Annotated in this window: 19 protein-coding genes; 7 read left to right on the top strand and 12 right to left on the bottom strand. The window is 59.6% G+C overall.

All coding sequences use genetic code 11. From position 1 onward, the window contains the following. Window positions 1–11 precede the first annotated feature (11 nt). Complete coding sequence (gene ftsZ / locus BMY54_RS07875; RefSeq protein ID WP_016986475.1) at window positions 12–1,208, top strand: cell division protein FtsZ; 1,197 nt, start codon at window positions 12–14, stop codon at window positions 1,206–1,208. A 112-nt stretch (window positions 1,209–1,320) separates the two neighbouring features. Further along, complete coding sequence (gene lpxC / locus BMY54_RS07870; protein ID WP_007916984.1) at window positions 1,321–2,232, top strand: UDP-3-O-acyl-N-acetylglucosamine deacetylase; 912 nt, start codon at window positions 1,321–1,323, stop codon at window positions 2,230–2,232. Between the two features lie 178 nt (window positions 2,233–2,410). Here the strand turns inward: lpxC and BMY54_RS07865 are convergent, their stop codons facing one another. The 7 genes from BMY54_RS07865 to BMY54_RS07835 form a co-directional block, all read right to left on the bottom strand. Next, on the bottom strand, window positions 2,411–3,919 hold the full coding sequence (locus BMY54_RS07865) for a sensor domain-containing diguanylate cyclase (protein WP_093430683.1): 1,509 nt from the start codon (window positions 3,917–3,919) through the stop codon (window positions 2,411–2,413). Between the two features lie 220 nt (window positions 3,920–4,139). After that, window positions 4,140–5,456: an OprD family porin gene (locus BMY54_RS07860; RefSeq protein ID WP_093430682.1), complete on the bottom strand. Its 1,317-nt coding sequence runs from the start codon at window positions 5,454–5,456 to the stop codon at window positions 4,140–4,142. 196 nt (window positions 5,457–5,652) lie between these two features. Then, on the bottom strand, window positions 5,653–5,874 hold the full coding sequence (locus BMY54_RS07855; protein WP_093430681.1) for a hypothetical protein: 222 nt from the start codon (window positions 5,872–5,874) through the stop codon (window positions 5,653–5,655). Between the two features lie 280 nt (window positions 5,875–6,154). Beyond that, window positions 6,155–7,519: a heavy metal sensor histidine kinase gene (locus BMY54_RS07850; protein ID WP_093430680.1), complete on the bottom strand. Its 1,365-nt coding sequence runs from the start codon at window positions 7,517–7,519 to the stop codon at window positions 6,155–6,157. Further along, window positions 7,509–8,186: a heavy metal response regulator transcription factor gene (locus tag BMY54_RS07845; RefSeq protein ID WP_007916978.1), complete on the bottom strand. Its 678-nt coding sequence runs from the start codon at window positions 8,184–8,186 to the stop codon at window positions 7,509–7,511. The genes BMY54_RS07850 and BMY54_RS07845 overlap by 11 nt, the downstream gene beginning before the upstream one ends. Window positions 8,187–8,194: 8 nt before the next feature. Beyond that, the gene (locus BMY54_RS07840; RefSeq protein WP_093430679.1) at window positions 8,195–11,296 is read right to left on the bottom strand and encodes a multidrug efflux RND transporter permease subunit; all 3,102 of its coding nucleotides are present in this window, start codon (window positions 11,294–11,296) and stop codon (window positions 8,195–8,197) included. Beyond that, window positions 11,293–12,453, bottom strand: a complete 1,161-nt coding sequence (locus BMY54_RS07835) for an efflux RND transporter periplasmic adaptor subunit (protein ID WP_093430678.1) — start codon at window positions 12,451–12,453, stop codon at window positions 11,293–11,295. The genes BMY54_RS07840 and BMY54_RS07835 overlap by 4 nt, the downstream gene beginning before the upstream one ends. A gap of 1,069 nt (window positions 12,454–13,522) precedes the next feature. Between BMY54_RS07835 and BMY54_RS07830 the strand changes: the two genes are divergently transcribed. The 4 genes from BMY54_RS07830 (at window position 13,523) to BMY54_RS30565 (ending at window position 14,945) form a co-directional block, all read left to right on the top strand. After that, window positions 13,523–13,885 (top strand): DUF6124 family protein, encoded by a 363-nt coding sequence (locus BMY54_RS07830; protein ID WP_093430677.1) that lies wholly within the window; start codon window positions 13,523–13,525, stop codon window positions 13,883–13,885. 228 nt (window positions 13,886–14,113) lie between these two features. Then, window positions 14,114–14,419: a hypothetical protein gene (locus BMY54_RS07825; RefSeq protein ID WP_093430676.1), complete on the top strand. Its 306-nt coding sequence runs from the start codon at window positions 14,114–14,116 to the stop codon at window positions 14,417–14,419. 111 nt (window positions 14,420–14,530) lie between these two features. Continuing rightward, on the top strand, window positions 14,531–14,770 hold the full coding sequence (locus tag BMY54_RS07820; RefSeq protein ID WP_038362870.1) for a hypothetical protein: 240 nt from the start codon (window positions 14,531–14,533) through the stop codon (window positions 14,768–14,770). A 19-nt stretch (window positions 14,771–14,789) separates the two neighbouring features. Beyond that, window positions 14,790–14,945, top strand: a complete 156-nt coding sequence (locus BMY54_RS30565) for a hypothetical protein (RefSeq protein WP_175559559.1) — start codon at window positions 14,790–14,792, stop codon at window positions 14,943–14,945. 139 nt (window positions 14,946–15,084) lie between these two features. Here the strand turns inward: BMY54_RS30565 and BMY54_RS07815 are convergent, their stop codons facing one another. The 5 genes from BMY54_RS07815 to norR all read right to left on the bottom strand — a co-directional run bounded on the left by BMY54_RS07815 (window position 15,085) and on the right by norR (window position 19,664). Then, the gene (locus BMY54_RS07815; RefSeq protein WP_093430675.1) at window positions 15,085–15,834 is read right to left on the bottom strand and encodes a YkgJ family cysteine cluster protein; all 750 of its coding nucleotides are present in this window, start codon (window positions 15,832–15,834) and stop codon (window positions 15,085–15,087) included. Window positions 15,835–15,917: 83 nt separating this feature from the next. Continuing rightward, entirely contained in the window at window positions 15,918–16,244 is a 327-nt protein-coding gene (locus tag BMY54_RS07810) for a hypothetical protein (protein ID WP_093430674.1), read from the bottom strand. A 145-nt stretch (window positions 16,245–16,389) separates the two neighbouring features. After that, window positions 16,390–16,848 (bottom strand): GNAT family N-acetyltransferase, encoded by a 459-nt coding sequence (locus tag BMY54_RS07805; RefSeq protein WP_093430673.1) that lies wholly within the window; start codon window positions 16,846–16,848, stop codon window positions 16,390–16,392. 27 nt (window positions 16,849–16,875) lie between these two features. Next, window positions 16,876–17,778, bottom strand: a complete 903-nt coding sequence (locus BMY54_RS07800; protein ID WP_008084803.1) for a chemotaxis protein CheV — start codon at window positions 17,776–17,778, stop codon at window positions 16,876–16,878. Between the two features lie 326 nt (window positions 17,779–18,104). Further along, the gene (norR, locus tag BMY54_RS07795) at window positions 18,105–19,664 is read right to left on the bottom strand and encodes a nitric oxide reductase transcriptional regulator NorR (RefSeq protein WP_093430672.1); all 1,560 of its coding nucleotides are present in this window, start codon (window positions 19,662–19,664) and stop codon (window positions 18,105–18,107) included. 164 nt (window positions 19,665–19,828) lie between these two features. On the opposite strand from norR, the gene hmpA reads away from it, so the two are divergent. Further along, on the top strand, window positions 19,829–21,010 hold the full coding sequence (gene hmpA / locus BMY54_RS07790) for an NO-inducible flavohemoprotein (RefSeq protein WP_093430671.1): 1,182 nt from the start codon (window positions 19,829–19,831) through the stop codon (window positions 21,008–21,010). Window positions 21,011–21,067 lie beyond the last annotated feature (57 nt).

Below are 21,067 nucleotides of genomic sequence, written 5' to 3'. Positions count from 1 at the left end.
GGAGAGGGAAAATGTTCGAACTCGTAGACAACATCCCCGCAAGCCCGGTAATCAAAGTTATCGGTGTTGGCGGTGGCGGCGGCAACGCTGTCAATCACATGGTCAAGAGCAACATCGAAGGCGTTGAATTCATCTGCGCCAACACTGATGCTCAAGCGCTGAAAAACATCGGCGCGCGTACCATTCTGCAACTGGGTACCGGCGTGACCAAAGGTCTGGGCGCTGGCGCCAACCCTGAAGTAGGTCGTCAGGCCGCTCTCGAAGACCGTGAGCGCATTGCCGAAGTCCTGCAGGGCACCAACATGGTGTTCATCACCACTGGCATGGGCGGCGGTACCGGTACCGGTGCTGCGCCGATCATCGCCGAAGTGGCCAAGGAAATGGGCATTCTGACCGTTGCTGTCGTAACGCGTCCGTTCCCGTTCGAAGGCCGCAAGCGTATGCAGATCGCCGATGAAGGCATCCGCATGCTCTCGGAAAGCGTTGACTCGTTGATCACCATTCCCAACGAGAAGCTGCTGACCATCCTCGGTAAAGACGCCAGCCTGCTGTCGGCTTTCGCCAAGGCTGACGATGTACTGGCCGGTGCCGTTCGCGGTATCTCCGACATCATCAAGCGTCCGGGCATGATCAACGTCGACTTCGCCGACGTACGTACCGTGATGAGCGAAATGGGCATGGCGATGATGGGCACTGGCTGCGCCAGCGGTCCGAACCGTGCACGTGAAGCCACCGAAGCGGCGATCCGCAACCCGCTGCTGGAAGACGTGAACCTGCAAGGCGCACGCGGCATCCTGGTGAACATCACCGCCGGTCCTGACCTGTCCCTGGGTGAGTACTCCGACGTGGGTAGCATCATCGAAGCCTTCGCTTCCGAACACGCGATGGTCAAGGTCGGTACCGTTATCGATCCTGACATGCGCGACGAACTGCACGTGACCGTGGTTGCCACGGGTCTGGGCGCGAAAATCGAGAAGCCTGTTAAGGTCATCGACAACACCGTTCATACCTCCATGGCTTCTGCCCAGGTACAACAACCGGCTCCGGCCCGTCAGGAAGCGCCTGCGGTCAACTACCGTGATCTGGACCGTCCGACCGTCATGCGCAACCAGGCTCAGGCCGGTGCTGCGGCTGCCGCGAAGATGAATCCGCAAGATGATCTGGACTACCTGGACATCCCGGCTTTCCTGCGTCGTCAGGCCGATTGATGGAATGTATCAGGGCTATGAAGGTGATTGGTGTTCAGCAAAGGCATGGTCTGCTATCATCGCCAGCCTTTGTTGATACCAGTTCGCAATTTGCGCTGAAGCGGCCCAAGCCATGATTAAACAACGCACACTGAAAAATATTATCCGTGCCACAGGTGTAGGCCTGCACTCCGGTGAGAAGGTCTATCTGACCCTCAAGCCTGCGCCTGTCGACACTGGCATTGTGTTTTGTCGCGCTGACCTCGACCCTGTGGTGCAGATTCCTGCCCGCGCGGAAAACGTCGGTGAAACCACTATGTCGACGACGCTGATTAACGGCGACGTCAAAGTGGACACGGTAGAGCACTTGCTCTCGGCCATGGCTGGCCTGGGCATCGATAACGCCTACGTCGAGCTCTCCGCGTCCGAAGTCCCGATCATGGATGGCAGCGCTGGACCCTTCGTATTCCTGATTCAATCGGCAGGCCTGGAAGAACAGGACGCCGCCAAGAAATTCATCCGCATCCTGCGTGAAGTGACAGTGGAAGACGGCGACAAGCGCGCCACTTTCGTCCCTTTCGAAGGATTCAAGGTGAGCTTCGAGATCGATTTCGATCACCCGGTATTCCGGGACCGCACCCAAAGTGCAAGCGTGGATTTTTCCAGCACTTCGTTCGTAAAAGAAGTCAGCCGCGCCCGTACCTTTGGTTTCATGAGTGATATCGAGTACCTGCGCAAGCACAACCTCGCACTCGGCGGCAGCGTTGAAAACGCAATCGTGGTCGATGCCGATGGCGTACTGAACGAAGACGGCCTTCGCTATGAAGACGAATTCGTGAAGCACAAGATCCTCGACGCGATTGGCGACCTGTATCTGCTGGGTAACAGCCTGATTGGTGAGTTCAAGGGCTTCAAGTCCGGCCACGCACTGAACAACCAGCTGCTGCGCAAGTTGATTGAGCAGACAGACGCTTGGGAAGTGGTGACGTTCGAAGACGCCAGCACCGCACCAATCTCTTACATGCGCCCGGTTGCGGCGGTGTAAGTAAAAAACCTCTCTAGTTTTTTGAAGGCCATCCTCGGATGGCCTTTTTTTATGCCTGCAATTGCTCTAGTGCCTGATCTGGCCTCTTCGCGAGCAGGCTCGCTCCCACAGGGGAATGCATTTCAAATGTGGGAGCGAGCCTGCTCGCGAAGGCGTCGGTGCGATCGCCTCAGAACGTTCAGGCAGCCACCACCACCCGATTGCGCCCACTTTCCTTGGCCTGATAAAGCGCCTTGTCCGCCGCAAACAACAACTGCTCCAGCGTCATCTCACTCGCCGCCGTCCAGCTCGCAATGCCGATACTCACGGTCATCGGCCGCTCGGCCCCGTCGACCAACGGCAACTGCTCCACCCCCTGACGAATATGCTCGGCTATCTGCTGTGCGCCATGGCCATCGGTCTCGGCGAGAATCACCGAAAACTCTTCACCTCCGTAGCGCGCCACCAGATCCGTCGGTCGCCGCACGTTTTCCGTGATGACCCTGGCCAGCGTCTTCAGCGCCAGGTCGCCGGCCTGATGCCCATGTCGATCATTGAAAGCCTTGAAGTGATCGGCATCGATCATCATCACCGACATCGGTTTGCCCGAGCGCTGGGCGCGGAACCACTCATGGCGTAGTGCCTGATCGAGCATCCGCCGATTGGCCACGCCCGTCAGCGCATCGGTAGCGGCCAGTTGGGCCAACTCGCGCTCGGCCCGTTGGCGCAGGCGCAACTCGCGGGCCAACAGCCAGGTCAGCCACAGCAAACCCATACACAACACGCCCGTGGCACCACTGATCAGCATCGCGGTGCGCCGCCAGGTGCCAAATACTTCATCGCTGGACAGCGCGACCATCACCGTCAGTGGCAGATTGCCGACCCGCGAATAGGTATAGAGGCGTTGTTGATGGTCCATGCTCGAGGTGCTGGTAAAACTGCCATTGCCATCCTTGTCACCCAGAATACGCACGACATTCGGTCGGTTGCCGTAGCTCTTGCCGATGGAATCGCTTTGCAGATACGGCTTCTGCGCCAGCAGGACGCCGTCGTTGTTGATGATATTCAGCGTGCTGTCTTTGCCAATGTCGAGGCTGTTGAACAACTGATCGAAGTAATCGAGCTTCATCGACGCCACGGCCACACCGGCGAACTCACCAGTGTCCGAGGAAATCCGTCGGCTGAAGCTGATGCGCCACTGGTTGGCTTCGTCGCAGTCGCAACGGGTCTTGAACGGGCGGCTGATAAACATGCCGACATCGCGATTGAATGCGTGGGCGAGGAAATAATCGCGGTCGGCAAAGTTGCCCGGTTTCGGCTCGATTCGCGAAGAGTCGGCGACCACATCGCCGTGTTTGTCGAGGAGCAGTATGTCGCCCTTGAAGCGCGCGGTGGTCGAGCGGTCGAACAGCGCCAGATGGCGGATCTGCGGTGAGACATCTTGCAGGTCATCGCGCTGGGCGGCGGCGATCAGGCCTTGCAGGGTCAAGTCGTACAACTCGACGGTGCGCAGGACATCGGCGTCGATCAACTGGGCGATGGTGGTGGCACTGCGGGTCGCCGATTCCTGAGCGTTGGCATGCTCGCGGATCAGCAGGAACGTGACGATGCACAGAATCGCGATCACGGTCAGCGAACTGCCGCAGATCAGCAGCAACTCGGGGCGTCCGGTCTTGCCCGCAACGGGAGGGGTACGGCTCGCGATCATGATTGGGCTGTCGGTTGGGGAAAGTCTTATAAGCGTAGTTGCACAACACCACCGAAGCGCCTGACGCAAAATACCTGTGGGAGCGAGCTTGCTCGCGAAGGCGTTGTGTCAGCCAACATCAATGTTGCTGAAAGATCGCCTTCGCGAGCAAGCTCGCTCCCACAGGGTTGGTCATTGCTTGAGCTATCGGAGTGAGTCTGCAGTCAGCTTAGCGCGGATCTTAGAAGACGTTGATCGGGTAGTCGATGACAACACGGTATTCATCTGTGTCCGAATCAATCACGCCGTAGCCGTTGCCGCCTCGGTTGGTCGCCCATTGCAGGTGGACCGCCAGATCCTTGGCCTGACCGCTCTGCACCACGTATTTCAGATCGAGATCGCGTTCCCAGTGCTTGGCGTTGCGGCCATCGGCGCTGTACCAGTTGGAATAGCCTTTGCTGTCGGGGTCAACCTTGGTCAGGTCGACAGTGCCGCGCGAGTAGGACACCGACGAGGTCAGCCCCGGCACGCCGACACCGGCGAAGTCATAGGCGTACTTGAGCTTCCACGAGCGTTCGTTCGGGCCGTTGAAGTCGGAGTATTGCTGGGAGTTGTCGAGGTAAACGCTGTCGCCTTGGCTGATGTAGTCGAACGGCGTGTTGCCGTTGACCCGCTGATACGCGGCGGTAACGCTGTGATTACCGACGCCAACGGTGAAATGCAGGCTGTAGGTGTTGTTGTCGATGTTGCCCAGCAGCGCATCACCGGTGTCTTGCGTGTGATAGAAGTGCAAGCCCGGGTTGAGGCTGACCAGATCGTTCAACTGCCAGGTGTAGTCGAGGTCGTAGTAATACTGGTTCCAGATGTCCTTCAACTCAGAGGCATAAAGACTGCTGGTCAGGCCTTCGACACCGCTCCACGCCACGCCGGCCCAGTTCAGGTGCTGGCTCTCATCGCCGTCGGCAAGAGTGCCGTAGGAAGTGCCGATGCGCGTGTGCCCACTCTGGTTGTAAGGCTTGGTGAAACTGGCTTGGCCGCCTTCGATCAACCAGCCGTCGAAGCTGTGGTTGGTCAGGCTCACACCACGGAAAGTCTGCGGCAGCATGCGCGTATCACCGCCGGCGATGACCGGGTTGGTGAGGAACAGGTCACCGGCCTTCAACTCGGTATCGAACGCGCGCATTTTCAACGTGCCACCCGCCGTGGAGAACGCCCCCGGCGCTTTGCCGCCATTCTCTCTGACCGGCAGGATGCTCGAGCCGTCGGTGCCGCCACCGCCATCGAGCTTCAATCCCAGCATGGCGTGGGCATCGATGCCGAAACCGACCGTACCTTCGGTGTAGCCCGACTTGAAGATCCCGAGAAAGCCCTGGCCCCACTCGATGTTGTCGTCCGCCTTCTGCAAGCGGTTGCGATTCATGTAGTAGTTGCGAGTGTTGAGGTTGAGGCTCGAACCCTCGACAAAGCCATCTTTGGCAGGCTCGTCAGCGTGAGCGGCAGGGGCAATCGTTGCGGCAATTGCAATGAACAGCGGGGTGCAGCGAACTGGGTAACGCACGTGCGATGGAGCTCCTTGGGTCAACTGGCCCTTCAATGGCTTGAGGGCTTGATGTTTCTTGTTGTTACAGACGAACCAAACGGCTTTCAGACCACAACGAAAAAAGGCCGCTGAAAGGCAGCGGCCTGGAATGACGACGGTTGAACGGGAAGAGCCAAACAACCGCGTCGAGGGAAACGTTGGCGCGGTGCGCGACTCAGCTGTCTTTCTCGGCAGCTTGAGCCTGTGAGGTGGCAGCCTGCGGGGCTTGCGTGGCGTCTTGTGCCTTGGCCATCACTTCGGCCTGATGCTGATCGAAGGCCTGCGCGCGAGCGATATTTTGCGCTACGAACGACTGCGATTCTTCAGCCATCGCCATCGGCGACAGGATCAATGAGGACAAAACGAAAGCGCTGGCAATACCCATACTGTTGGACATCTTGAAAACCTTCTCGCTTGGCGAGTGCTGTTTGGTGCGGGCAAAGATAAGGTCGCCGGGCGTTGGGAAACAGCGTGATTTTCATAAATGACTGTTACAGCAGAAGCAAAAGTCACCCCCTCACCCCAGCCCTCTCCCCCAGGGGGGCGAGGGGGAAAGGGAGCAGATCTTCATGCTTTTCAAAGCCTGAGTTCGACGGGATATTTCAGGTCGGCGTACTTCGAAAGAGCACCACGGTAAGTCCCCTCTCCCTCGGGGAGAGGGTTAGGGTGAGGGGCTTTCAGACCGGCAAATAAATCCCGAAGGTATTCATCCCCCGATCACTGCGCACGAACACATCGCCGCCATGCATCAGCGCAATCGCCTTGACGATCGCCAGCCCCAGCCCATGGTTATTGCCACTGTTGCTACGCGACGCATCGACCCGATAAAAGCGCTCGAACAACCGTGGCAAATGCTCGCTGGCAATCGGCGAACCGGGGTTGGCCACGCCGATACTCACCTGCTGCTCTTTAACCTCGATGTGCACCTCGATCACCTGACCCGCGCCGGTGTGCTGCACCGCATTGCTCAGCAAATTAATCAACGCCCGGCGCAAATGCGCGACCTCGATCTGCACCTGCGCATCGCCGCTGACCTGCACCTCAACTTGCGCATCTTCAAGAATGAAATCCAGATATTCCAGGGTCGTTGCCACCTCATCCGCCAGCGAAGTCGAGGTCAGTTTGGTCGCCTTGTTGCCCTGATCGGCACTGGCCAGAAACAGCATGTCGTTGATGATCGAGCGCAGCCGTTCCAGCTCTTCCAGATTGGATTGCAGCACTTCGAAATAATGTTCGGCAGAACGCCCACGGGTCAGCGCCACCTGAGTCTGACCAATCAGATTGGTCAGCGGCGAACGCAGCTCATGAGCGACGTCGGCGTTGAACGATTCCAGCCGCGAGTAGGCCTGCTCAACCCGTTCCAGCGTCGAGTTGAAGGAGTCGACAAACTGCTCAAGTTCCGGTGGCAGCGGCGACAGACGCAAGCGCCCGGCCCGCAGTGGAGGCGCCAGTCGTTGAGCTTCATGGGACAGTTTGATCAGCGGTTTGAGACCAATCCGCGCGACCCAATAGCCCAGCGCCGAAGCCATCAGCACACCGACAATCGCCAGCCCGATCAAGGCAATCAGCAGGTTGTGCTGCGTCTCATGAAAGGTCTCGGTATCGATGCCGATCATGAACCGTAGCGGCGGACGCTGATCCTTGGCCGGCAACTCGGTCAGCAGCACTTTCAGTGGATAAGGCTGGCCGGGCAACTGCAAGTCATGCATGCCCAGCGGGCCTTTGGCAAAAGTACGGATCGCCGCATCGGGCTGACCGTATTCGTAACCCGGATCGCCGCTCACCACCCAGAAACGAATGCGTTTGTCCTCTTCACCCAGCAGCTTCAACTTGGCGTTGATCTTCACCCAATGCTCGGGCGTACCGAAGCGATTGAGCGCCGATTCGAGCACGCTGTAACGCGCATCCAGCTCGGCTTCCGGCAGCAGACCCAAGCCTTTATCGACCTGCTGATACAGCGCGCCGCCGATCAACAGAAACACCAGCAGCGCCACCAGCGTGAACATGCCGCTCAGGCGCAGCGCGATGGAATTACTGGACACCACGGCTCTCCAGCACATAACCCATGCCACGAATGGTGTGCAGCAGTTTCTCGTCGAACGGCCCGTCGAGCTTGGCGCGCAGGCGTTTGATTGCGACTTCGACAACGTTGGCATCGCTGTCGAAATTGATGTCCCAGACCATCTCGGCGATGGCGGTTTTCGAAAGGATTTCACCTTGCCGGCGGGCGAGAACGCTCAACAGGGAGAACTCTTTGGCGGTCAGATCCAGTCGCGTGCCGGCGCGGGTAGCCTTGCGGCTGATCAAATCTATCCACAGGTCGGCGATGCTCACCTGCACCGGTTCATGCCCGCCGCTGCGCCGGGTCAGCGCTTGCAGGCGCGCGACCAGCTCAAGGAAGGAAAACGGTTTGCCGAGGTAATCGTCGGCACCGTCGCGCAGGCCTTTGATGCGGTCTTCGACGCGCTCGCGGGCGGTGAGCATGATCACCGGGGTTTGCTTGCGCGCACGCAACGCGCGCAACACGCCGAAGCCATCGAGGCCCGGCAACATGACGTCGAGGACGATCACCGCGTAGTCGCTTTCCAGCGCCAGATGCAGACCCTCGACGCCGTCACGGGCCAGATCCACGGTGTAACCCTGTTCCGTCAGACCGCGGTGCAGATAGTCCGCGGTTTTTTCCTCGTCTTCGATAATCAGAACGCGCATGACCCGCCTCAGTCTGTGGTCGCCAGCGCCGCTACGGGCGCAGGTTTGGGCCTGTGGAACAGCCGCTCAAGCCACAAGTATATGACCGGAGTGGTAAACAACGTCAGCATCTGGCTGACCAGCAAACCGCCGACCACCGCGATCCCCAGCGGCTGACGCAGTTCGGCGCCGGTGCCGTAACCGAGCATCAGCGGCAGGGCGCCGAGCAGGGCGGCGAGGGTGGTCATGATGATCGGCCGGAACCGCGTGATGCATGCTTCGAAAATCGCATCCTGCGGCGACAAGCCTCGGTGGCGCTGCGCTTCGAGGGCGAAGTCGATCATCAGAATGCCGTTCTTCTTGACGATACCGATCAATAGCACCAGCCCGATCAGCGCCATGATCGAAAAGTCCTGGCCGCAGATCCACAGCATGATCACCGCACCCAAACCTGCCGCCGGCAGCGTCGAAATAATCGTCAGCGGGTGCACGAAGCTTTCATAAAGCACGCCGAGAATGATGTACACCGCCACCAGCGCCGCAAGAATCAGCCACGGCTGACTGGCCAGCGAACTCTGGAACGCCTGCGCCGCGCCCTGGAAATTGCCGCTGATCGCCGTCGGCATGCCGATCTCGGCCTTGGCCTGATTGAGCAGAATCACCGCATCACCCAACGCCACACCGGGCGCAAGGTTGAACGACAGGTTGGCCGCCGGGAACATGCCGTCATGGGCGATCGACAACGGACCAATGGTCGGCGCATCGAATTTGGCCAGCGCCGACAGCGGCACCATCTCGCCACTCAGTGGCGAGCGCAGGTAGAAATAGTTGAGGCTTTCGGCCTTGCCGCGTTGTTTGGTGTCCAGTTCCAGAATCACGTTGTACTGGTTGACCTGGGTCTGGAATTCGTTGATCTGCCGTTGGCCGAAGGCGTCGTACAGCGCCTCGTCGACATCGCTGGCGGTCAGACCGAAACGGGCGGCGGCGCTGCGGTCGATGCTGATGTGGGTGATGCTGCCGCCCAGTTGCAGGTCGTTGGAAATATCGCGGAACGCCGGGTTGCTACGCAGTTTTTCCGTGAGGCGTTGCGTCCATGTCGCGAGGGTTGCGCCGTCGTTACTCTTCAGCACGTATTGATACTGCGCGCGGCTCGGGCCGGAGCTGAGGTTGATGTCCTGGCCGGCGCGCAGGTAGAGGACGATGCCGGGGACCTTCATCAGTTGCGGACGGATGCGGTCGATGAACTGACTGGCTGAAACATCACGGTCGCCACGTTTTTTCAGGGCGATCCAGAAGCGGCCGTTGGCGATGGTCTGGTTACTGCCGGAGACACCTACCGAGTGGGAAAACGCTTGCACGGCCGGATCGGCAGCGACGATTTCGGCCATCGCCAGGTGTTTTTTCACCATGTCGCCGTAGGAAATATCCGCTGCAGCTTCGGTTGTCCCGAGGACGAAACCGGTGTCCTGCACCGGGAAGAAACCTTTCGGGATAAAGATGTAACCGCCAATCGCCATCGCCAGCGACAGACCGAACACGCCGATCATCAATTTCTGATGGGCGAGGGCGCGGCGCAGGCCTTTCTCGTACCAGCCGAGCAAGCGTTCGCTGAAGCCCGGTTTGGCGTGGGCGTGATGCACCGGTTTGCGCATAAACAGCGCCGCTAGTGTTGGCGCCAGAGTCAGCGACACCACCACGGAAATCATGATGGTCGAGGTCGCAGTCAGGGCGAATTCCTTGAACAGTCGACCGACTACGCCGCCCATGAACAGCAGCGGAATAAACGCCGCCACCAGCGAGAAACTGATCGATACCACGGTAAAGCCAATCTCGCCGGCGCCCTTGATCGCCGCTTCGCGCATATCGTCGCCGGCCTCAAGGTGCCGGTGGATGTTTTCCACCACCACGATCGCATCGTCGACGACGAAGCCGACCGCGACGACGATCGCCACCAGCGTCAGGTTGTTCAGGCTGAAACCGAGGAGGTACATCAAAGCGAAACTGGCGATCAGCGAAACACCCAGTACCGCCGAGACAATCAGGGTCGCCGACAACTGACGCAGGAACAGCGCCATCACCGCGACCACCAGCAGGATCGCGATCAACAGGGTAATTTCGACTTCATGCAGCGAGGCGCGAATGGTCTGGGTGCGGTCGATCAGGGTTTTTACTTGCACCGAGGCCGGCAGCATGGCTTCGAGGCCGGGCAGGGCGGCTTGAATGCGGTCAACGGTTTCGACGATGTTGGCGCCGGGTTGGCGCGAGATCACCAGGTTTACCCCCGGTTGATCGCCCGCCCACGCTTGCACATAGTCATCTTCCGAACCGTTGATAACGTTAGCGACATCTCTTAGGTGAACCGGGGCGCCGTCCTTGTAGGAAACGATGAGCTGGCGGTATTCCTCGGGCTGGAACAACTGGTCGTTGGTCGACAGTGTGGAAATGCTCGATTCGCCGTACAGCGCACCTTTGGCCAGGTTGAGGCTGGTCTGCTGAATCGCCAGTCGGATGTCGGCGAGGGTCAGGCCGATCGCCGCCAGTTTGTCCGCCGAGGCTTGTACGCGAATCGCCGGACGTTGCTGACCGGTGATGTTGATTTGGCCTACGCCGTCGATCTGACTGATCTGACGCGAGAGCAGGGTTTCCACCAGGTCGCTGAGTTCGGTGCCGGGCATTTGCGTCGAGCTGACGCTGAGAATCAGCACCGGGCTGTCGGCCGGGTTGACCTTCTTCCAGGTCGGTAGCGTCGGCATGTCCTTGGGCAGTTTACCGGCGGCGGTGTTGATCGCTGCCTGGACTTCCTGCGCAGCGGTGTCGATGCTTTTATCGAGGGTGAATTGCAGGGTCAAAAGGCTTGAGCCCAGCGCACTGCTCGATGTCATCTGGGTCATGCCGGGGATGGCGCTGAATTGCACCTCCAGCGGCGTGGCGACGGACGAGGCCATGGTGTCGGGGCTGGCGCCGGGTAACTTCGCCGAAACTTGAATCGTCGGAAATTCCGCTTCCGGCAGTGGGGCGATTGGCAGGCGCGGGAAGGCAATTGCGCCGACCAATACCAGCGCGATGGTCAGCAGAATCGTCGCCACCGGATGATCGATGCACCACGTGGAGACGCCTTTGTGCGCCTTCATGGTTTCGGCTCCGCTTGCACCACCTGCGCCGGTTCGGTCATGACCTGTACGGTCGAGCCGGGCTTAAGCCGCGACTGGCCGTCGGTGACCAGCACGTCACCGGCCTTCACGCCTTTGATGATGTCCTCGCCGCTGCCTTGATAAACCATCTGCACCTGCACCGCTTCGACCTTGTCGCCGTTGACCCGATAAACGAAGTGTTGATCGAGGCCACGTTGTACGACGGTGGGCGGGACGACCAGCGCATCTTTGTCGAGGGCTGTCTGAATTTTTACCGTGACCAGCAGGCCGGGCCAGAGCTTCTGGCTGGCGTTGTCGAATTCGGCCTTGGCGCGGATGGTGCCGGTGTTGGCGTTGATCTGGTTGTCGATGAGGGTCAGGTGACCTTCTCCGAGCAGGTTGCCGGTTTCGCCATCGGTGTCGGCGCCGATGTAGGCCTTGACCTGCGCGCGTTGCGGGTCGTTGATCAAGCCTTGCAGGGTCGGCAGCATTTGCTGGGGCAGGGAGAATTCGACGGCGATCGGGTCGATCTGGGTGACGGTGAACAGGCCGGCGGTGTCGGTCATGCGCAGGAAATTGCCTTCGTCGACGGTGCGAATACCGACACGGCCGGTGACCGGGGAGCGGATCTGTGTGTAGGAAAGTTGTACTTGCGCAGCATCAATCGAAGCCTGGTTGCCTTGGGCGGTGGCTTTCAGTTGGTTGACCAAGGCTTGTTGTTGGTCGTAGGTCTGTTTCGAGATGCCGTCGTCGACGGTGAGCAGTTTGTAGCGCTTGAGGTTGACCAAGGCGACTTGCAGTTGCGCCTGGCTTTCGCCCAGTTGGGCGCGGGCCTGGTCGAGGCTGGCGCGAATGGAGCGGTCGTCGATGGTGGCCAGCAGGTCGCCTGCTTTGACGAGTTGGCCTTCTTTGACGAGGATTTTGGTGAGGATGCCGTCGATCTGGGGGCGTACTACGACGCTGTGTAATGAGAGTACGGAGCCGATGCCGCTGGTGTAGCGGGGGACGTCTTTTTCGCTGACCGCTATGACTCGCACGGGGATGGCGGTGGGGGTGGCGAGTTTGGTGGGGGCGGGTTTCAGGGTGTGCCACAGACCTGCGCCTGCGAGGACGATCAATAGGGTGGCGAGCAGGGCTTTGTTTTTTTGGATTCGCATGCGGGGTGGGCGCCGGACGGATTTTGGGCAGGGTTAGGGTCTTTATAAACTTGTTTGGGGGTCAGGAGGGTGACGGCTAGCTGTCGGCGCTGTCAGTTTTCTCTGGGTGTATATCCGTTTTTGCGGGTGTGGCTGATTACGGTTCCGCCCTTACGGCGGGTCACTTTTTACAAACGCCTAAAAAGTAACCAAAAACGCTTGCTCCTGCGTGCGGCCCGCTCGCTGGGGCTCGGGGTTCCTTCGCTGCGGGATCGATCCGGGCGCAGCGCCTACGGTTTGCTTCGCTGCACCTCCTCTCGCTGTGTTTGGCTGCGCCAAACGGTCGCTGCGCTCCCACGCCCGGATCAATCCCTCCACTCAGCCTTCCGACGTCGCTCGTGGATCAAGATCAAGAGCAGGCGAGCTGACACTCGGCCTATTGAGTGGTGAAGAGCGGGGCGTGGTCGGCGTTGGTTTTGTGTTGGATTCGCCCCTCACCCCAGCCCTCTCCCGGAGGGAGAGGGGGCCGATTTGTGTGTTTTTCAGAGCCTCAGTTCGACGCGGTATCGCACGTCGGCGTAGTTCTCCCAAACAACTCGGTCAGTCCCCTCTCCCTCCGGGAGAGGGCTAGGGTGAGGGGCTTTTGATCTGTTTCAGAATCTGAGTTCGACTCGGTATTTCACGTCGGCGTAGCTCTGCCAAACACCACGGTCAGTTCCCTCTCCCTCTGGGAGAGGGCTAGGGTGAGGGTTGGCTTTTGGCTGTTTAAATTTGTGTCAAATAACCAGAACCTTCCCACAATGTTTTCAGGTTGTCCGTCGGACGTGCGCTCTCTAGTCTTTGGCTGTCGCCGAAAACTCGGTGATCGGGTGTGAGAACCCGGAAAAATTAGTGATTCAGTCCATCAGTCCGCATAATTGCCGGCAGCTTGTCCGCTGCTCGCAAATGCTTCATGGCGGCTATGTGCGGGCAGACTTCGGTCTGGCCGGTTTCCTATTTTTCCGGTTTCTCACCCCGCACATAGCTGCCACCCACTTCGCCGCGTGAGAAACGGCAAGGGATGGCTCCCATTTGCAAAATAGGGTTTCCAATGACTAAGCCAGTTCCAGATCCACCCATCGATCCCACAACCCCACTCGAAGACGCCATCCGCGCCGACGACCAGATCAAAACCCGCGAAGCCATCAAGCGCGCGCTCGATTTCTACCTTTGCCCCGAACCGGTCAAACCGCGTCAGCCCAGTACGATGTTCCTCATCCACCCGAACATCGATACCGAAAGTCTGCTTGCCCACGCCTGCGAATCGCTGGCTTCAGCCAATGTCATGGCCGGTGATCTGGCCGATCAGCTCAGTCGCCCGCAGCGCAGTACGGCGCTGGCGATCCAGCAGATCGTCATGCTCGCCGAGCTGGCGGTAAACCGGGCGCTGGATCGGGTTGATCCGCAGGGTTGAACACCGCGTCATCGTTCATCGCCAGCAGGCTGGCTCCCACAGTTAAAACGTATTCCAATTGTAGGAGTGAGCCTGCTCGCGATGGCGGTATAACGGTCCCAAAAAGGGACCGATCAGTCCCTATTCGGGACCCATTTGCCAACTATGCTTCTCAAGATCCGTCCCAGCACGCGGATAACATGGTATAGCCCGGGTTCTCTGGGCCGCTCACCCCGGGAGTGTCTTGAAATGCAGCTGAAAACCGCTCTGCCGTATGTGCTTCTCTTGCTTCCACTCACAGCATTCGCCGCGCCGGCCAGTCAATCCGGTGAGATCCGCTTCACCGGGCAAATCGTTGATTCGGGTTGTCAGGTCGGGCCGGTCGGGGCGTTTGTTGCTCGTGAGTCTCGCCAGATTGAAATCAAGCCCGGCGTGAAAGTCGATGTCGACACTGAGCGCAACGCCTGTAGCCATCAGTCGCTGCCGATTTCCATGCGCTATGAAGCGCTGAAGACCTCGGCCGACAAAGGCATCGTCACCATCACCTACCTGTAAACCGTTCGGCGTGCGCTGCAAATCTTCAGGTGCCGAGCCATGGCGCACAGGTATACTGCGCGCCTTCGCGGCTCACTGATCGGGCCCGACTTTTTGCTTTCCGGAGCTTTTATGACTTCCCCGACCCTGCCGCCGGTTGACGACGCTGTGAGCGATGTCTCGGCTGAACTGGCCGATACCAGCGAAACCAAAGCCGATATCCCGGCGTTCAAATTTCCGTTCAAACCGGGCGAGCTGGCTTCTGCCAAAGGCTCGAACCAGCCGTGGTACAAGAACGGCGCCAAGAACGGCCACACCAAGACCCCGGGCATGGCGCCGCCGGGCACCCGTCGTTCGATGGGCAAGCGCTGAGTTTTATTCGCGCTATCCCATGAAGATCAATCTCCCGGTGACCGGTCGCAACGTTGATGTGGCGCTGGATGAGGGGCGGCAGAGTCAGCGCAACTCCGAGGACGTGGCGGGGGTGGCCGGTGATTTAAGGTTGCTGGCGCGGGAGTTCTGGGTGCGGCGGCAGATCCGCGATTGAGATTGTCCGGGCCGGCGTCTTCGCGAGCAAGCTCGCTCCCACGGGTTTTTCGGTCGTTCATACAATTCGTGCACGACACAATCTCTGTGGGAGCGAGCTTGCTCGCGAAGAGGCCCGGATAGGCGCTTAAGAATCTGGATCAAGCCGCGCGCAGCGAGATAAACGCATACGTCTGCGCCGGCTCAGTCACCACCTGTGCCCCGGCGGCCAGCACTTGCCCGGCCACATCATCCCCGGACACATGAAACACCCACTCACTCGGAGTCGTCGTCAGCGGTTGCGCGGTGACCTGATCAATCACCGAAGCAAAAGCACTCATATTCGGCAAGTACGCAGTAAACCCGTCTCCCTTCAGCGCTGTGGTGCGAATCCCGAGCATCGCGCAGATCGCGTCCTTGATGCCGATGTCATCCCGATCGGCCTGGCGCGAGCGCTGAATCAACTCCACCAGTTCCTGATCCACCAACTCACCGCCGGCAATCAACACCGGCCCCTGTTGCCAGGACTCCGGCGGACAATCCTTGGCGGCAGGGTTGAGCGGGATATGCGGATTGATTTCTGCCGGATAAATGCGGCACACCAACGGCCGTCGCTCGTAGATCCGGCACAACTTGTCTTCGTCAAGATTCCGACAGGGGCCGACGTTGTACGCGGCGAAAGTGATCGCCACATGGGCGTCTGCCGCGCCGCTGCGAACGAGCGCTGAGCGCCGTTCGGCATGTTCCCGCTGCTGCGCCGGCAAACCCAGGCCATTACCGAGAAATGCCTCGACCAGCACGATCACCTGACCGCCATCCGCCGCCCACATGCGGGCTTCGGTCAGGGTCAGCGGGACATGGTGATCGGTGCAGCATTTGCCGCAGCCTACGCAGGAAAACGTCGTATTCATTGAGCGATCTGTCTTCAATCAGGGTGTGAAACGGTGGCGGAAAACCACCGCACAGAACTGGATCGAAGCAAGTTATGCGCCATTCACTTGGTTTTAACGGGCGGGCGGATCGAATCCCACTCGCTGACGAAGGCGGTTTTCGACTGTTTGTTGTACAGACACAGTTCGGTGCCTTGCTGACCTTTCATGTGTTTTTGTGGGTATTGGCCTTGCAGCAACACGGCGGTGTAGCCGACGCGGTCATCGAATTGTGCGGGGGTGCCGACCGGTTTGGCGTTTTTCAAGCCGCTGGCTTTGCTGCAACTGGCGAGTACGGTTTTGTCGTAGGCGGCCCAGGCGTCGGGGCTGGATGCGTGCGCCTGGGAGGCGAGGGCGGTGAGGCAGAGCAGGCTTAAGGTGATGGCTTTCATGGGGAATCCTTGGTCGTGGGTGGCCAAGGTTTGAGTCTGTCTGAGAAGGGAAGTTGCCTGTGCTGGCCTCTTCGCGAGCAGGCTCGCTCCCACCGTTTGAAAAGCATTCCAGGGTGGGAGCGAGCCTGCTCGCGAAGACGGTCGATCAGTCCGGCACCAGCTCGCGGCGGACCACATACATCCCGGCACTTTCATACAAGCGCTGCGCCCGCTGGTTGTCCTCCAGCACTTTCAGATCAACAAACCCTTCCCGGCGCTGCTGAAACACCTTGAATGCATTGAACAGCAACGCCCGGCCTAATCCTCGGCCCTGCATGCGCGGATGCACCACCAGATTTTTGATATACGAGCTGGTCCAGCATTGCGCCACGCCGACCACGCCTTCGCCATCACGGGCAATCAAACACAGGCTCGGATCGTATTCAGGATCGGTTTCGAACTGCTGCTGCCAAACGTCCAGCGCCGGCACTCGGCCGCCACCTTCGCGGTAGCCGAGTTGCATCAAGTCATGCACGTCCGCCGCCAGTTCGACGGAGTACGTACACAGTTCAATGCCTTGAGGCCAAGGCACATCCGGCGCGTCCTTGCCCAGATCGCGCCGCATCAAAAAACAATACCTCTGGGCCAAGACTCAGTGCCCGTGGGCGGCGACGTGTTTGGCCGCTTCGATCAGGCAGTGGGTCAGTTCTGGAGAGGAGAACTTGGTCAGCACACCGTTCGCCCCGGCCAGGCGCGCTTTTTCGCTGTTCATCGCGCTGTCGAGCGAGGTGTGCAGCAGCACGTACAAATGGGCGAAGTCCGGAGTCTCGCGCAGGGTACGGGTGAAGGCGTAGCCGTCCATCTCGGACATTTCGATGTCGGAGACGATCAGGTTGATCTGCTGCGCCGTGCCTTGCAGGTCGAGCAGGCAGTCGATGGCTTCCTTGGCGCTGCGTGCTGTGTGGCATTGCAGGCCGAGGTTGCGCAGGGTGTGCACCGATTGCTGCAGCGCCACCTGGCTGTCGTCGACCACCAGGATGCGTGCGTTGCCGAGCACCTCGGCATCTTCCATGGTCAGGTCGGTCGGGGCCATTTCGATCTGCGCCGGGGCGATGCTGTGGATAACCTTTTCGATATCCAGCACCTGCACCAGCGTGCCGTCCACCGAGGTCACGCCGGTGATGTAGGCACGCGAGCCGCCGGAACCGAACGGCGGCGGTTTGATGTCGGTGGTCAGGCAGTGGACGATTTTGCTCACCGCTTGTACATGCAGGCCCTGCTTGGAGCGGCTGACGTCGGTGACGATCAGGCAGCCGCCGTTCGGGTCTTCCAGCGGGCGTTCGCCGATGGCGCGGCTGAGGTCGATCACCGACAGCGAAGCACCGCGCAGGGTGGCGATGCCTTTCACGTGCGGGTGCGACTCCGGCAGCTTGGTCAGCGGCGGGCAGGGGATGATTTCACTGACTTTCAGCAGGTTGATCGCCATCAGCTTGCCGCTGCGCAAGGTAAACAGCAGAAGCGAAAGTGAGTCTGCGCGGGCTTTGGTGGAGGACATATGAACCTTCTGTGGAAAGGTGGTGGGCGAGGGTGCAAATCGCCAAAAACTATTGATGCCGGGTTATCGGCGTTAAAGGGGTGGGCTTTAGGTTAGTTGTCGGGTGGTCGGCTTGAGTTGATCGCTGTTCTCTCTATCACTGCCCCTCACCCCAGCCCTCTCCCAGAGGTAGAGGGGGCCGACCGAGGTGTCTGGCGTTGTATATCGACCTGAACGACCGAGTCGATTATGGATTCGGTAAAGCAGATTCAGGTCTGCGTGTTTCTTAAGCATCCCCGGGTCGGTCCCCTCTCCCTCCGGGAGAGGGCTAGGGTGAGGGTGTGCTTTTAGCTCTTCATCCCCAACCGCTTGGCCATACGCCCAAGATTCGCCCGATCCAACCCCAACTCCCGCGCCGCACTCGCCCAGTTATCCTGATTACGTTCCAGCGCCGCACTGATCAAGCGCCGCTGATACTGCTCGGTCGCACTGCGCAGATCCCCGCTGATCAGCGGCATCTCAGCCACAACTCCGGCAACCGCTTCAACCGAGTTATCCACAACCTCGCGCGGTAAATCCAGATCCGCCGCGCTCAAACTGAGAATCTTCGGCCGCACCTTGCAGTTGCCCAGCGCCTTCAACGCACTGCGGCCGATCAAGTGTTCCAGCTCTCGCACGTTGCCCGGCCAAGTGTAGGCGAGCAGTGCTTCCTGGGCGTCGCTGTTCAGGCGCAGGCTGTTGAGGCCCATGCGCGAGCGGTTCTGTTCGAGGAAGAAACCACTGAGCAACAACACATCGCGGCCACGATCACGCAGCGCCGGCACGCGCAACGGGTAGACGCTGAGGCGATGGTAGAAGTCGGCACGATAGCGACCGCTGCGCACTTCTTCGGCGAGGTCGCGGTTGGTCGCTGCAATCAGACGCACATCGACCTGATGCTCCTTGTCCGACCCCAAACGCTGCAACTGACCGCTCTGCAAAACGCGCAATAATTTCGCCTGCACGGTCAGCGATAACTCGCCGACCTCATCGAGAAACAGCGTGCCGCCATTGGCCAGTTCGAACTTGCCGCGTCGATCGCTGGTGGCGCCGGTGAAGGCACCGCGCACGTGGCCGAACAGTTCGCTTTCTACCAGCGTGTCGGGCAGGGCGGCGCAGTTGAGGCTGATGATTGGTTTTTCGGCACGGGGCGAGGCGGCGTGAATCGCTTGGGCGACCAGTTCTTTGCCGACGCCGGTTTCCCCGGTAATCAACACCGTCAGATCGCTGCCGCCGACCAGATTGATTTCCTCCACCAGTTTCTTCAGCGCCTTGCTCTGGCCGATCATTTCGCGGTTCTGCTGGCCGCTGGCCTGACGATAAACCTCGGCGCGCTGGTGCTCGTCTTCTGCGCGATTGGCCAGACGTTCTATACGTTCGGCGGCGTTGACCGTGGCCGAGGCGAGGCTGGCGAAGGCTTGCAGGGCGTCGAGTTCGATCGGTTCGAAACGCTCGGGGTCGAGAGCGTCGAGGGTGATCAGGCCCCAGAGTTTTTCATCGACAAATAAAGGGCAGCCGAGGCAATCGTGAACCTCCAGATGCTCGTCGAGTCCGTCGACGAGACCGTCATAAGGATCGGGCAAGTCGCTGTCGGCGGCGAAGCGCGTGGGTCCGGCTCCGCTGAGGAGAATTTCGAAACGCGGGTGCTCGCTGACTTTGAAGCGCCGACCGAGGGTGTCCGTACTTAAACCGTCCACGGCCAGCGGCACCAGCGATTCGCCGTCGAGGCGCAACAATGCAGCGGCATCGCAGGGCAGCAGGGCGCGCATGGCTTCGAGCAGGCGTCGATAACGCTCGCCCTCGGGCAGTTCGCGGGACAAATCGGAAACTAAGGGCAGCAGGGCGGTGAGCAGGGATTTGGCGGTCATGGTCTTGTAGTCAAAGAGACAAGATGTAGTCGGGATGACTATAAAGGCCTTTGGGTCGTTATGACTACATAGTTATTAAGTTATTGATTTATTTGAAAAAATAAATTGGCACGGAATCTGATAACCCTAAGGTAACTTTTCAAAGAAGCTCAGGAGTCAACCTTATGCTTAGCGTTCAGGATCGTGCCATCGTCAAATCCACCGTGCCTCTGCTGGAAAGCGGCGGTGAAGCGCTGATCACTCACTTCTACCGCATGATGCTCTCTGAATACCCTGAGGTCCGGCCGCTGTTCAACCAGGCCCACCAGGCCAGCGGTGACCAGCCGCGCGCCTTGGCCAACGGCGTGTTGATGTACGCGCGGCACATCGATCAGCTCGACCAGTTGGGTGATCTGGTGGCGAAGATCATCAACAAGCACGTTGCCTTGCAGATTCTTCCGGAGCATTACCCGATTGTCGGTGCCTGTCTGCTCCGCGCTATTTCCGAAGTGCTCGGCGAAGAGATTGCCACGCCAGAAGTGATGAGCGCGTGGGGCGCGGCGTACGGTCAACTGGCGGACATTCTGATCGGCGCCGAAACCGCGATCTATGACCAGAAAGAACAAGCCGTCGGCGGCTGGCGCGGGGCGCGTGAGTTCATCGTCGCGGCCAGGGTCGAGGAGAGCGCGGAAATCATTTCGTTCTACTTTGAGCCGGCAGACAAAGGCCCGATTCTCGCGGCCGAACCGGGTCAATACATCGGCATGAAGCTGATCCTCGATGGCGAAGAAATCCGCCGCAACTACTCGCTGTCGGCACTGGCGAACAACGGTCAGTACCGCATCAGCGTCAAACGCGAACCGGGTGGTCGTGCCTCCAATCACTTGCACGATCAACTGCAGGTCGGCGCGAGCATCCAGTTGTTCCCGCCATCGGGTGAGTTCACCTTGGCTGCGAGCGACAAACCGTTGGTGCTGATCAGCGGTGGCGTTGGCATCACGCCGACTCTGGCGATGCTCGAAGCCGCGCTGGAAACCGAGCGTCCGGTGCACTTTATCCACTGCGCGCGCAATGGCAGCGTGCATGCGTTCCGCGACTGGATTGATGAACTGGCTGAACGTCATCCGCAACTCAAGCGTTTTTATTGCTACGCCGAGGATGACGGTGTGAGTCCGGCAGCGGACAAGGTCGGGATGTTGAGTCAGGAGTTGCTGGGCGAGTGGTTGCCGGCTCAGCGTGATGTCGACGCCTACTTCCTTGGGCCGAAGGGTTTCATGGGGGCGATCAAGCGGCATTTGAAAGCGCTGGGTGTGCCGGAGAAACAAAGCCGTTATGAGTTCTTCGGGCCGGCTTCGGCTTTGGAATGATTTAAGACCGAGGCGCCATCTTCGCGAGCAAGCTCGCTCCCACAGGATTTGTGTTTG

It is taken from the genome of Pseudomonas sp. ok266 (assembly GCF_900110195.1).
In the GTDB taxonomy this organism is placed as follows: Bacteria; Pseudomonadota; Gammaproteobacteria; order Pseudomonadales; family Pseudomonadaceae; genus Aquipseudomonas; species Aquipseudomonas neuropathica.
Note: the sequence above shows the minus strand (reverse complement) of the source record. Positions and strands in the feature narration are given on the sequence as shown.